We start from the raw sequence: 13236 nt of genomic DNA, 5'->3' as shown, positions 1-13236 counted from the left end.
GCTTTGACAAGGAACACAGGAACCTGTCGCTCCGATGTGAAGGGAGGACTCCAAGCGGCCCGTCGCCGCAAGGAGCAGAGTACCGATGCGGAGCACAGGGGCGGAATCGAACCCTCGCCTATCCAGCTGAAAGTACATCAATTTTTGATTGAAGGCGTTCCAGTGTACCCGCCAGTGGACCTAGCGCTCTTGGCGTCGCTGCCAGGGTGCGACACTGTGCCGCCGTACCCAAGTCGCGTGCGTATCACGCGTTCTGCGAAAGAGATCATCAGCACCGTGCTGTGCGCTATCGCACGCGAAGAGGACCGCCCGCTTCTGGCCTTCGCCGGCCTCTGGACAAATTGGACGAGCGTCCGAAAGGCAAGGCGGGCATCCTTGAGTTCATCGGCAATACTCAACGCGAAATCGCGATTCTGGATCGACAACTGCTTGCGGGCTTCAACTTGCACGACTAGCCATAATCCAAGAATGAGCGTTGCGGCCAAAATACGCGTATGGCCCTAGCCCAGGCGCACGAGGCGTGCGCAGCGCGCTTCACCATCTAAATCCTGCTGGTCCGCCATGGAGCAAACAGGAGAGCCTGCGGCAGCGATCAGGTTGAAATCGGGCGAGAGCCGATCTCGACATACTCGGAGTTTTAATATGCGAGGCCAGACAGCCGCTGGGACAGTCCGACGTCGACGAGGCGTCCGACGACGATCCCGTGCGAATACCGTTCGATGATCTCGTCGACTTCGCATTCGAGTGCAGCCAATGCCTCGCCAAGCAAGGGCACGCCACTGGCACCTCTCGTCCAGGAGAAACCGTCGAAACGCTCTTTGCCTTTGAATCGGCCATTACTGAAGCGTTCGGCAATGTCGCGTTGATCCGCGCCAAGGATATTCGCTCCAAAGGTCCTGTGGCGCGCAATTAGAGAAAACGAGGAGGCTTGCCTGTTGATGTTGACGAGAAGCTGCGGAGGATCGACGCTGAGCGAGGTAACCCGTTGAAGTTTGCGGGGACCCAGCGCGGCCCCTCGATCTTTGTCTGGCTTTTCACAGCCGTGTACGAAAGAAGACATCGCGCGCCGTGGCGCATGGCGAGCTGTTTCAAAGCGTAATCAGGCGGTTCAACGCGTGGGGAGCGCTGGCATGGTCGTTGCTCTCGCAGCCGGCAACAACGGCGCTGGCTACTCCCCTTCTGGCGCGCGAGGAATGGTGCAATATGAGCTTGGTAAGATCATTGGAAAGTGCGGAAGTTGATGCCTTCTATACGTTCGATGAGGGGCGTCTTGCATCCGTCACGCGCGAATTCACCGAGCATTTCTCAGGACGCGTGCTGTATGCGGTGAAGGCGAATCCGTTGCCCAAAATTCTTCACGCGGTCTCTCGCGCTGGAGTGGCCGGATTCGACGTGGCGTCGCTGGCCGAAGCCCGCCTTGTCCATTCGACTGTTCCCCGGGCCTGTTCATGGTTCATGAATCCCGTGAAATCTCGTCGCGATATCGAACGGACGTTCCGAGATCTGGGGGTTCGCGACTATGTCATCGATTGCGAAGCCGAGCTGCGGAAGCTCCTTGAGGTGCTGCCGTCGCATGATCCGGAAATACGAATCTACGTCCGGTTCAAGTGTAGCGGGACGTGCGCCATCTTAGACTTAAACGGCAAGTTTGGTGTCTCGCCCGCCGAAGCGAGCCGTCTGCTGGGTCTCGTCAACGCGCAATCGCGCTGGACCACGGGCTTGGCCTTTCACCCAGGTTCCCAAACGATCGTTGTCGATCCGTACCTGCATGGCATTCGGGCGGCCGTCGACATTATTGAAGCTGTTTCTCCGGCTCCCACAGCGCTCGATATTGGTGGCGGCTTTCCCGGCCATTATCTGAACGTCCCCTATAACTCTCCCTTGAGCATGCTCTCCGACATCACGAAACTTGTGCGCGAAACGGATGCACTGAAGCGTGTTGAACTCTTGTGTGAGCCCGGACGAGCACTGGTTCATGATAGCATCTCTTTGTTTTGCCGGGTGATCTTAAGAAAAGACGGGGCGCTCTACTGCGGCGCGGGCATCTACAGCGGGCTCTCACCTGCCCGGCAATATTTTCTGCTCCCCGCCCGTGCTTGGCGTGGGGGACGGCCGATCCAGACTGAGGAGTGGCAGGACTTCATCATCTTCGGCCCAACTTGCGACGGCACGGACAGGCTTGGATTCTCGTATTCACTGCCACGCGATTTGCACGAAGGCGATTGGATTGAATTCCAGAATGTGGGCGCCTATACGCAAATGGCGAGATTCAACGGGTTCTCGGTCGATAAGATCGTGGCTGTAGGGCAGGATGAACTTACCGTGTTGCCCGCCGCGTAGTTGCTCATGAACATACTAATCAGGTGAATTCTAAAGTTCGCCACATAAAGTCTGGTGGGCTTTGTGGTGGCAGAAGTTGGCGATGTCTCGTTTTGTAACCAGAGCGAACTGGCATAGAATGAGCCAGTGCATGGCGAAGCGGTAGGGCCTCGTGACCTCGCAGTGGCAATATCAAGTTAGGTTTGATGTCCGCGATACTGCGGTAGCGGAATCAATACGTCGAAATTTTCGCGATCCGGCACTGAGGCCTCTATTCGATATACTCACGGCGCATGGTGCGGGACCGAAATGTCAGTTCGACGCCTTTGCGGAGTATGTCGCCGCGGCAGAGGAAAACGGCGTCAAAAGTTATCCGCACCGACTTGCTCGGCGAGATTGTCCTTGGGCGTATGCTGGCGCTGGCGCGACGGGTGCTCGACCAGAAGCAGCACCAGCGGGGACCGAAGGTCTATTCGCTGCACGCGCCGGAGGTGGAATGCATCGGCAAGGGCAAAGCGCACCGGAGCGGCCACAATGCGCCGCCCGATTACAGGTTCAGGGTGTTCACCTCAGGCCAGAAGCGGCGGGTGACGCCAAAGATCAAACGCGAGCTGCGAAGGCGCTCCGCGGTCGAGCCGGTCATCGGCCATCTCAAATCCGAACACCGGATGGGCCGCAACTATCTCTGGCATCCCCAAGGCGACGCCACCAATGCCGTCCTCGCCGCCGCCGGTTACAACTTCCAGCGTCTCCTCCGCTGGCTGCAGCTCCTGTTGCGCCAAATCCTCGTCCAGCTCTTCCTACGGCTTCAGTTCGTCCCGAGCTGAAATCCAGGTTCTTCACGGACGACTAACTGACCTGCCTTCGCAGGCTTCAGTCGCCCACTTGGACGGGGCGACCCCGGCGCTTTTATTTGAGCGGCTCAAAATTGTGACGTTCTGGTCCACAATCGCCGCCCGAAGCAAGAGCATCTGCGGCGGACGTGTCGAGGATGAAGCACCAAGGCCGATTTTCGTTCTCGCTCGCGAATCTGCATCCGTCGCACGGGTGTTGATCCTCCCATTCCGCACCGTCAATCTCTGCCGGCGAGCAATCGCTGGTCTTGTCCGAATGAAGTCGGGAATGACACTCATCGCAAACCGCGATCAGCTCGAACACGAACTCGCGAAAGATGTGCTTGTAAGTTAGGTGATGGACCTGCGTCGCCTTGCGATCCAAACAGCCCTCGCAAATGCCCTTGGCTCGATTTAGTACCTTGGCGCGTCTAGCGCGCCATTCGGGGCAAGCAGGTAGTTGTCGTATTCTCTTTCAAAGCATTCATCGCCGTCTCTTTGCTTGCGAACATTCTTTTGGATGATCTCACTATATTGCGCGTCGCGGGCACGTTGAATTTCTCCGCGTGATCTTCCTTCCATGGTGGGCAATCGGCAAGTTCCGGGGTTTTATTCAGAGCAGAGCCGATTGATTGTGCGCAACGCAAACATTGGCGATAGAAATGGAGCGCGCCACCTGAATCAGGCCGTTGGCGAACTTCAAAAATCGACATGCTGGCAAAAGCCTTCGCGATACGAAGCAAGGTCCGCCTGCAATTCCGGGCTTTTCTGGATTTTGATTGATAACGCGTATCACTTGCGAGTCCTTGCCGAAAAGCGCCCTTCGTACTTGGGTTGCGCCAGTGAACTGCATACCTGGGCGCCGAATCCGTCATCGATTTTCTTTGCTAGTGTTAGTCGGCAGCCAATCCTTTGCTGGGTGGGGCGGCCGTGGGATCGATTTGAGGCGACCAGCTCGATTCTGCAGGTGGTCCTTGGCAAGGCAGCACGTGTATGCGCCGTCGACCGCGCAAAAAATGCGTTTTACAAAAATAAATGAGGGGAAGCTGCATTCAGGCGCACAAGCGAGCCAGCAAAAGGCCTTCACCGTGATGCAGCATTAGCACTGTACGACTATTCCACCCAGCACCTGGAAGCTGGGCTTCATCACCTTTCAAATGGAGATTTGACGATGCGAACCTGGCTTTTGGCTACTTCAATGTTGCTTGCCTGCTCGCCCCCCACGTTTGCCGAAAGTATCTTCGTCGACCGCGCGGCGGTTACGACGCGCGATGCATCTGAACTGGAAGTTGTCGCTCCCCCGGAGGTGCCGAAAGAAATCGCGGATGCGATCAAGGCCGCACCGAAGATCAAATCTGTCATCCCCATCACAAAGTCGGAGACGTTCACCCAGCAGGTCATCAAGGCCGATGAAATTGTGTTCGACAAGGACGCGCATCTGGTCTTGGCGAATTTTTCTCATCCTTGGGTCGCGATCGTCACCAAGACTCTCAAGTTCAGGGACGCTTCAGCTTATTCGTTCATCGAGCGCGATATGAGTAAACCCGCTGCAAATAACGGATACGTCGGCGCGGTGGGACAGAAAGGAGCAGACGATTTCGGTGAGACGAACCGAAGGGGCAACAATGGTCATCCGGGACAACCGGGTGGGGCCGGGCTCCAATGGATCGTCGATCACACTCCCCACAATCTACGTGATTGCGGAGAAGCTCCTCGATGACAAAGGAAAAGAGATACCGCCTGGCATTCTGAATCTCGCCGTTCTTGTGCGCGGACTTGATGGAGGCGTAGGCGGGCAAGGCGGCCGGGGTGGTGATGGCGGCCATGCCGGAAATGGAAAAGAGGGCGCAACTGGTCCGTTTGATTGCCACGAGGGACCTGGTCCCGGAGGAGATGGCGGCACTGCGGGCCAAGGAGGGCGTGGCGGCAACGGTGGTGCCGGTGGCGCCGGTGCGACACTCGTATTCGTATCGCTGAAGCGGGGAGCTGATACGTTCAGCTATGCTCGCGTCAACAACCAAGGTGGCCTGGGTGGGGTCGGTGGTCGAGGTGGAGCGCCGGGTACTCCCGGAGGCGGCGGCTCCGGCGCGGGAAGGAATGGGTGGTGCGGTCCCTCGGGTCCCGGCTCGCCGGGAGACTATCCCAACCCGGCGAATCTCGGTAGCGGCACAAATGGACCCGATGGGGCCAAGGGCGAGATGTTTGTCATCGCTGTCAAGAATCTCGATCCCTATTTCTGAGACGCAATACGACGACGCGCGCCTGTGGCGCGCGCAAATTTTTGGACACAACAGAGCCGGGCCGCCTGCGCGGCCCGGCATACTCGCCGGAGTCGATTATGCGGCCAGCGCTGGCTCCGACGCGCGTTGCGACATCCGCAGCACCTGCGGCAGCCAGCCCCTTGCCGGCCAGCAACCGCTCGGCGGCCTCGGGCATCGCGGGCTTCTTCAAATCCGCCAGTTGTGCCGCTGCTTCCTCCGACACGCCTTGGCAATCCAAACACCTGAGCAAGGGGGCCTTGGCGCGCATCACGCTCGTCCGCAAAGGCGCTTCCGCCGCCGACGACCGACTGCTGGTCACCTTCCCCAACGGCGAAACGCGGCGGATGAAGCCCGGCCCCAGCTCCGACATCACCAAGGCGGTCATCGAGGAGTTTGCTCCGAAGTTCCTGGTGAATCCCGCTGTTCTGTTCGTCACCGAAAGCGGCAACAAGGTCATCGAGAGGGACGATCATCTCGCGACAACGATCGGGATCGACATTAAGACCGACAAGGCTCTTCCCGACGCGGTCTTTGTGGACCTGGCTCCGGCCCATCCTTAACGAGCGCCGCAAAGAAGCGCTCCAAGCTCTTGCTGCCGCGACAGGCTTTCCGACAGAGCATCTGTGCTTTGTAACGGCTTTTCGGGACCGCAGCGCTGCTCGGTTGAAGAAGGCCGTCGATGCGTGCGCCTGGTGCAGCTACCCGGAATGCAACAGGCCGACCGTGTCTCGTCCCTTGGGACCTGCAAAAGTAGCAGCTTTACCGCGCCAAAGCACTAGCGGAATAATCAAGCAACGAATGCGCGGCATTTGCTCGATTATTGCGCTACGCCTTTCGTCATGCAAAGCGAAAACAAATTCGACCGAACTGCTCCGCAGCCGCTTGTAGATGGGGAAGCACAGGGCTTTCGCGGCTACATGACCGTCGACTTGACCGCACTGCGCCGGAATTTTGAGCGTATCGCAGCTTTGGCGAACCCGGCCAGCGTTGCGGCAGTCGTCAAGGCCGACGCCTATGGTCTGGGTGCCATCCAGGTGGCGAGGTCATTGCTCGATGCAGGCTGCAGACACTTTTTTGTGGCGCAAGCGGAGGAAGCCATTGCGCTGCGGCCTCATCTTCCAAACGACGCTCAGCTCTTTGTGCTGAATGGCCTGCTGCCCGGCGCGGAGCCCGCTTGCGCTTCAGCCCACATCATTCCCGTCATCAACTCCTTATGCCAGCTTCAGCGGTGGCGCGCTCGGGCGCGTCGAAGGTAGGCGTCTGCCTGCTATTCTACAATTCGATACCGGCATGTCACGGCTCGGATTTGCGCCCGCCGAGCGCGCTGTGGTGCGCATGGAAATAGCGCAATCACCGGAACTCGAGATTCTCTACGTGATGAGCCATCTCGCCTCTGCAGATGAGCCCACCAAGGGGCAGAATGCTGCGCAGCTTGCAGAAATGCTGATGGTGACACAGGAATTTGCCCCGGTACCATTCTGCTTTGCCAACTCGGCTGGCGTACTGATGGGCAAGGACTATCACGGTGCTCTTGTCCGTTCGGGGATCGCGCTCTATGGCGGCGCGGCGCAGGCAAGTGTCGCAAATCCGATGGAGCCAGTCGTGAGCCTCTCGATTGCAGTTGCGCAGACCCGCACGGACCGTGCGGCACGCTGGTCGGCTACAGTGGAACGCACGTTACCACCGGCAGCACCCGGCTTGCCACTCTTTGCGCCGGCTATGCTGACGGTCTCCCACGGAGTCTGAGCGGTCGCGGGGCCGTCTACTACCGCGGTCAACGTCTGCCCATCCTGGGTCGCGTCTCGATGGACAGCATGACAGTCGACATCTCCGGTCTGCCTGATGATGCACTCGGTCTCGGAAGCCTCGTCGAAGTGATCGGTCCTCATCAGACAATCGAGGCGCTGGCAGCTGACGCGGGCACGATCGCCTACGAAATTCTCACAGGCCTCGGTTCTCGCTTCCGCAGAGAATATCGCTGACGCGATCGCGGCAAATGCCTCCCGTCGCTATCGTTTAAACAGAACATTGGACCGAAACGATGAAAGTCACGAGTTTAGGCGCGGGCGTTATCGGCGTCACAACCGCATATCAACTTGCAAAGCTCGGGCACGAAGTCGTCGTTGTCGATAGGCAGTCGGGTCCAGCACTGGAGACCAGTTATGCGAACGACGGGGAGGTCTCCTTTGGCTATTGTTCGCCTTGCGCTGCCCCCGGAATCCCTATGAAGGCCGTCAGGTGGATGCTCATGCGGCATGCGCCATTGATCCTTCGCCCGAAGCTTGATGCCGCGATGCTATCTTGGCTTGTCCGCATGCTGTCCAACTGCACAGCCAGCCGGTATGCCCGCAACAAGGGACGGATGCTGCGTCTGGCGGACTACAGTCGCAAGGCGCTTGCCGAGGTAAGGGCGGAAGCCTCGCTTCACTATGACGAGCGCATGCAGGGAACCCTGCAGCTGTTTCGAACACAACAGCAGCTCGATGCATCAGCAAAGGACGTGAAGGCTCTTGCAGCAGATGGCGTTCCATTTGAGGTGCTCGATCGAGACGGTTGCGTTCGGGTCGAACCCGCATTGCGCCATGTTCGCGATCGAATAGTCGGAGGACTTTTGACTCCGAAGGACGAGACCGGCGATTGCTTCAAGTTCACCAATGCACTGGAGCAGAAATCCGCTGCATTGGGCACCGATTTCCGTTACGGACATTGCATCAATGGACTGGACATCGAAGCCGGCCGAGTGCGTGGTGTGATCACCGATCGCGGGGCTATTCGTTCGGACGCGGTCGTTGTCGCACTGGGAAGTTATTCGCCGCTTCTCCTCAAGAAAATAGGAATCAAGTTGCCAGTCTATCCTGTCAAGGGATACTCGCTGACGATTCCCATTACCGACACTTCGCGCGCTCCCGAATCGACGGTCATGGACGAGACATACAAGATTGCGATTACCCGCCTCGGGGATCGCATTCGTGTCGGCGGAATGGCCGAAATCTCGGGTTACACCAATGACCTCGTCGAGGCACGCCGGCTAACGCTGGAGTATTCCGTGATGGATCTGTTTCCCGGTGGAGATCCCAAAAAGGCGTCCTTCTGGTCAGGGCTACGACCGATGACCCCGGATGGAACGCCAATTATCGGCGGGACCAGAATTAGTAATCTATTCTTGAACACAGGACATGGCACTCTCGGTTGGACGATGAGTTGCGGCTCCGCACGGGTCATAGCGGACCTTGTCTCTGGTCGAAGGCCTGACATTGAAGCTGCGGATTTCGGACTAGAGCGTTACGAATAGTTCTAGGCCTAAGGAACGAGTCGGCTGAACTTGGACGATGAGACTCGCACGCGAAGGGTGTGTGGCTTCCACAAAGGCATCATGCTCGTACGGACCAATATGCCAGGCAGGAAGGATCGCAAGCGCTAGCAGGATTGCGAAAGTGACTGTCCCCATCGGGGCATAGGAACAGTGAACGGGCGGACGAGGCGGCGCGAAGCAGTGCAAGCTCCCTTCAAGAGAAATCTTGGTCACGAGCAAGCTGTCATAGGTTTCGACGTGCCAGTGTAATTTCGAGATCTACGCTGGGCGATCGTCGTATCCCAGCACCGAAGCCTCCGCCAAGCGGCAGAGACCCTCGGAGTTAAGCAGTCAGCGCTGAGGCGTTACCTGCGCAATTTCGAACATAAGTTGGGCGGTGCTATCTTCGAGCGCTCTGCCCAATCGCATATAATGGCTAACCCGCCCAACGACGACGTAAACTCACCGGTTGCGATCTTTAGGAAAGGTCTTGGGCGTCACAGGCCGAACGAAGAATTCGGACAAATGAACGTCCAGCGCCTCGGCGATGCGCTCGAGCAGATCAATTGTCGGGTTTTTCGATTGCCGCTCAAGACTGGCCAAATAGGAGCGGTCAACGCCGGCCTGATAAGCCAATTTCTCTTGCGAAATGCCGCGGCTAATCCGAATCCGACGCACATTCCAAGCCACAAGTGCACGACTTTCCATGTGCAAAGCATGCCATGAGCTCGGGCGTCAAATCACTGGCTATAACCCGCCTATTAGATTTGATCGTTCGGAACTGCCAACAGATAGAATGTGGCCTCGCCCGAAATGGCGGTCAGATTTTCCGCCTACTTATTAGCCCCATCGCGCCGTGCGCCTACGTCGGTTCGAAGATTGGGTTCTGGAACATCTAGCAACTCACGCACATGGGGGTCGTTGAAAAAGCTCCAATTGGCTGATTCCGTTCTCGTCGGCGATTCGCGATCGGCGGAGCAAACGAGATGCTGGGGCGCAAGGAGCGGGATCAGTTGGAGCTCTTCATCACGCGCTCGCTGAAACAGCTCGCCCCAGATGAGCACGTGCTGGCGCGGTCGATCGTGTGCTCGACCCGTCTTGGCTAAGGGAAGAGGTCTCCGACTGCGCGAACGACGGTCGGCCAGGCATCGATCCGGAAGCCGCGGTACGGCTGATGCTCGCGGGTCTGCTCACCGGGATCGTACACGATCGCAAGCTGATCCGTGAGGCTCAGGTCAACATCGCATTCGATGGATTGCTGGTTATGGCCTCCACGAGCAGCTACCGCACCATTCAAGCCTGACGCGCATCCGCCAGCGCTGGGGCGAAGAGCGATTCCGTAGGATCTTGAAACGCACGGTCGAGGCCTGCCTGAAGGCCAAGATCGCAACAGCCGAAGTGGTTCACGTCGATGCGTCGCTGATCCGCGCCAACGTGAGTTGGAACAGCCTCACCGAGCAGCTTGTGATGGATATGCTGAGCGAAAATCAAGGCGAAGATGAAAGTGAGGATGAGAGAAGGTCCGGCAAAGCGGGAAGTACAAAAGGTCTGCACGACTGATCCCCGATGCGACAATGGCCACCAATGCCCGAAACCGGCGGCTGGAGCCCGCTTACAAGCAGCACACTGCCGTCGATGACAAGGTCGCATTGCCTCACCTTAATTGTTACCGGATGCTAAGCCGTTGCCTCACGTAAATTGCTCCCTTGGATCGGGAACGAGCGGGGGCGAAGGTGGGGCGGCTAACCATGGTGACGCGGAAGTGTCAAACGCCATCCGGAACTGCCCCCTTTGCGTCATGAAGAACTGCCCCCACCATCGCGATTACGATCTCGGTTGAAGGTTGTTTCCGCCGGTGGCGGGCCGGAGGGAGGCCGAGCCGACCGGAGGGCCGTCACCGGCGGTGGGCGTCTTGATGAGGCCGCTCTTGCGCTTGGCGCGGAGCCGATAGCTGTCGCCTCGGATCGTCAGCACGTGGCTGTGGTGCAGGAGCCGGTCGAGGATCGCGGTGGCGACCACGGGATCGGCGAACACTGTGCCCCATTCGGCAACGCTGCGGCTCGACGTGATCAGCATGGCGCCGGTTTCGTAGCGCCGGCTGACCAGTTGGAAGAACAGATGCGCCGCGTCAGGTTCAAGCGGCAAGTAGCCGAGTTCGTCGACGATGAGCAGCTTTGGCTTCGACAGCGCGAGCAGTTTCTCGTCCAGGCGTCGCTCGCCGTGCGCCTTGGCAAGGCCTGCGACCAGCGTCGTCGCAGTGGTGAACTGCACGGTGTATCCGGCCAGGATCGCCTCTCGCCCGAGAGCGATCGACAAGTGCGTCTTATCGGGCCGAGCAGCAGCACGTTCTCTCCGTTGGCTATCCAACGTGATGCGGCCAGGTCGCGGATTTGCTTTGGGTCGATCGATGGCTGCGCTTCGAAGTCGAAGCCCGCAAGCTCCTTCACGGCCGGGAAGTGTGCGAGCTTCAGCGCCATCTCGATGCGGCGATGATCCTTGCGCGCGATCTCGCGCTCGCACAGCAGGATCAGCGTCTCACGCGCCGACAGGTTCGCGCGCGCCGCCTCGTCGAGCAGGCTGTCGAGCTGGTCGCGAATGCCGGAGAGCTGCAATCGCGCCAGCATGGCGTCTAGCGGATCGGTTGTTGCTTCAATTACATTCTTTGCCCGTGCCATCAGAAGCTTCCTCCAATCACGGCTTCGTATTCGGCAAGAGGACGCAACAACGAGGGCGGTGGAGACGATCCCGGTACCGTGGCCGCAGCAATCTCCGGCCGGCGGACCGCGCCGTTGCGACCAGCAACACCATCGAGATGGGCAAAGTCGATGATCCGCAGCCGGCGACCCTCCGATAGCTTGTGCACTGCTACCTGGTGCAATCCATGGCGGATCCGCACTTCGCCGGCCGCGATCGTTACCGCCACGCGCTCGCCAATCAGGCGCCACGGTACCGAGTAGCTGTTCGTGTCGATCTGGACGGCGCAATCATTGCCGACGACGCGGGTCAGTTCACGCAAGGATCCGAACGAAGGCTGCCCGCCGAGCGGCTTCAACCGATGTATCTCGTCGCGCGCGAAGCGGATGATCGGCGCCTCTCCGGTCGTGCCATGGATACGAACGTTTGCAACCTCACGCTCCCACCTGTCGAGATGCGCCTCGAATGCTTCCCAGCTTGGGAAGGAATGACCGGCGATTGCGTTCTTCTTCACGTAGCCGACGCCGTTCTCGGTCTTGCCTTTCGTGCGCGCCCGATATGGTGCGCAGGCGCGAGGACGGAAGCCCCGATGTTTTGCGAAGGCGATCAGCTTGTCATTGAACTGAACCGATCGGCTCACCGCGTCGTGGCGCACCACAAGCGCCCGTGGATTGTCCATCAGCACTCCCTCGGGCACACCGCCGAGGGTCGTGAATGTGCTCTCGAGCCCGGCAAACCAATGCTCCTGTCTCTCGGCCCGGAACGCACGCACATGAAGCCGTCGCGAGTGGCCGAGCGTTGCCACGAACACGAATGCCTTGACTTTCGCTCCTCCGATCTCGACCAGGCGCTCCCCAAAGTCGATCTGCAGCTGTCGGCCCGGCGGCGTCTCAAACCGCGTCGTCGCCAGAGCCTCCGCCTTCAGCGCCTGGCGATAGGGCTGCACGGCGCGTTGCAGCGTCCGCCGGCTGACTGTTACGCCTCTCTCGGCCAACAGGTCCTGGCGCACCACGTCGGCATTGCCGCGATGCCGAACGAGCCTCTCGCGCAGCCAACCCTCAAGGCCGTCGAGACGCTTCGGCCGCTCAGGCGACTTGAACGCCTTCACCCCGCCCGCCACCACGTAGCCCTTCACCGTGTGATGGCTGCAGCCCAGCTGTCGCGCAATCCGCTTCAGACCCCACCCGCACGCCCTCAGGCGCAACATCTCCGCCACGTCATCCGGCGTCTTCATCACCTGCCCCCGTGGATCAATCCACGACGAGCCTTCAGTGATTCGTTCCCGCTTCATTCACTCTCTCCCCAGCTATCCGAGGAGGGGGCAATTCCTCGTGACGCTGAGGGGGCAGTTTTCCATGGCGCGCGACACGGAAGGAACTGACGGCGGCGGCAGGCGCGCGCTATCGGACGTCGAGTCGCGCCAATCCGGCCAGGCGATACGCCCGGGAAATCGACCCGAAATGGTGAATCACGGTCAAACCTGCGCGCAAGTTCGGCTCATCATATAACGCAATCGGCGCGACAGGCTCGAAACCGGAAAACCTCGTCCATGCAAACTCGGGATTTATTTATCACAACCGGCTTCTGCAGTCTGTGGATCGTCCGATTGTATGTCACTCGACCGATGCACAGTTCGCTGTTCCCTCGACAAGATCTCCGAATGATTGCAGGGCAAAGCAAGCAAGCTCCCGGCCCGATGGACAGCAGTTCGGCAAGCGAATGCCCTGGGCAGGATCGCGCAGGATCGGGCCACACTGCGGATATTCCCGGTTTTACCCATTTAGATTGAAATTTTGCTTCCCATTGATTTGGAAGAAAATTCTACTACCAGTTGTTT

10 protein-coding genes and 5 pseudogenes are annotated in these 13236 nt (G+C 59.1%); 9 read left to right on the top strand and 6 right to left on the bottom strand.

The window, feature by feature from the left end; genetic code table 11:
• Positions 1 to 637 precede the first annotated feature (637 nt).
• Positions 638 to 1060, bottom strand: coding sequence for a flavin reductase family protein (locus IVB50_RS00360; protein ID WP_083926464.1), 423 nt, complete (start codon positions 1058 to 1060; stop codon positions 638 to 640).
• An 8-nt stretch (positions 1061 to 1068) separates the two neighbouring features.
• On the opposite strand from IVB50_RS00360, the gene IVB50_RS00355 reads away from it, so the two are divergent.
• On the top strand, positions 1069 to 2340 hold the full coding sequence (locus IVB50_RS00355) for an alanine racemase (RefSeq protein ID WP_018457197.1): 1272 nt from the start codon (positions 1069 to 1071) through the stop codon (positions 2338 to 2340).
• Between the two features lie 401 nt (positions 2341 to 2741).
• Positions 2742 to 3146, top strand: a pseudogene (locus IVB50_RS00350) (IS5/IS1182 family transposase); the annotation flags it as partial.
• A gap of 82 nt (positions 3147 to 3228) precedes the next feature.
• Here the strand turns inward: IVB50_RS00350 and IVB50_RS00345 are convergent.
• Positions 3229 to 3537: a hypothetical protein gene (locus IVB50_RS00345; protein ID WP_018457199.1), complete on the bottom strand. Its 309-nt coding sequence runs from the start codon at positions 3535 to 3537 to the stop codon at positions 3229 to 3231.
• A 46-nt stretch (positions 3538 to 3583) separates the two neighbouring features.
• Positions 3584 to 4027, bottom strand: a complete 444-nt coding sequence (locus tag IVB50_RS00340) for a hypothetical protein (RefSeq protein ID WP_247293533.1) — start codon at positions 4025 to 4027, stop codon at positions 3584 to 3586.
• Between the two features lie 296 nt (positions 4028 to 4323).
• On the opposite strand from IVB50_RS00340, the gene IVB50_RS00335 reads away from it, so the two are divergent.
• The 6 genes and pseudogenes from IVB50_RS00335 to IVB50_RS42335 all read left to right on the top strand — a co-directional run.
• Entirely contained in the window at positions 4324 to 4872 is a 549-nt protein-coding gene (locus IVB50_RS00335; RefSeq protein ID WP_157643000.1) for a hypothetical protein, read from the top strand.
• 89 nt (positions 4873 to 4961) lie between these two features.
• A complete protein-coding gene (locus tag IVB50_RS42360) occupies positions 4962 to 5129 on the top strand; it encodes a hypothetical protein (RefSeq protein ID WP_018457201.1) in 168 nt (55 codons plus the stop codon).
• 361 nt (positions 5130 to 5490) lie between these two features.
• The gene (locus IVB50_RS00325) at positions 5491 to 5973 is read left to right on the top strand and encodes a BsuBI/PstI family type II restriction endonuclease (protein WP_083926465.1); all 483 of its coding nucleotides are present in this window, start codon (positions 5491 to 5493) and stop codon (positions 5971 to 5973) included.
• 357 nt (positions 5974 to 6330) lie between these two features.
• Positions 6331 to 7395: pseudogene (alr, locus tag IVB50_RS00320) on the top strand (alanine racemase).
• A gap of 59 nt (positions 7396 to 7454) precedes the next feature.
• A complete protein-coding gene (locus IVB50_RS00315) occupies positions 7455 to 8705 on the top strand; it encodes a D-amino acid dehydrogenase (protein ID WP_018457204.1) in 1251 nt (416 codons plus the stop codon).
• Between the two features lie 282 nt (positions 8706 to 8987).
• Positions 8988 to 9116, top strand: a pseudogene (locus tag IVB50_RS42335) (LysR family transcriptional regulator); the annotation flags it as partial.
• A gap of 51 nt (positions 9117 to 9167) precedes the next feature.
• Here the strand turns inward: IVB50_RS42335 and IVB50_RS00305 are convergent.
• A complete protein-coding gene (locus IVB50_RS00305) occupies positions 9168 to 9413 on the bottom strand; it encodes a helix-turn-helix transcriptional regulator (protein WP_026233326.1) in 246 nt (81 codons plus the stop codon).
• A 278-nt stretch (positions 9414 to 9691) separates the two neighbouring features.
• On the opposite strand from IVB50_RS00305, the pseudogene IVB50_RS00300 reads away from it, so the two are divergent.
• Positions 9692 to 10345, top strand: a pseudogene (locus tag IVB50_RS00300) (transposase); the annotation flags it as partial.
• 184 nt (positions 10346 to 10529) lie between these two features.
• Here the strand turns inward: IVB50_RS00300 and istB are convergent.
• Both istB and istA read right to left on the bottom strand, forming a co-directional pair.
• Positions 10530 to 11380: pseudogene (gene istB / locus IVB50_RS00295) on the bottom strand (IS21-like element helper ATPase IstB).
• Positions 11380 to 12690 carry an IS21 family transposase gene (gene istA, locus IVB50_RS00290; RefSeq protein WP_051113019.1) on the bottom strand — a complete coding sequence of 437 codons (1311 nt, stop codon included), beginning with the start codon at positions 12688 to 12690 and terminating at the stop codon, positions 11380 to 11382. Before istA ends, istB begins: the two are co-directional and overlap by 1 nt.
• Positions 12691 to 13236: the final 546 nt, after the last annotated feature.

This window comes from Bradyrhizobium sp. 87, from assembly GCF_023073015.1.
In the GTDB taxonomy this organism is placed as follows: Bacteria; Pseudomonadota; Alphaproteobacteria; order Rhizobiales; family Xanthobacteraceae; genus Bradyrhizobium; species Bradyrhizobium canariense_D.
This window is presented reverse-complemented; position numbering and strand designations above follow the sequence as displayed.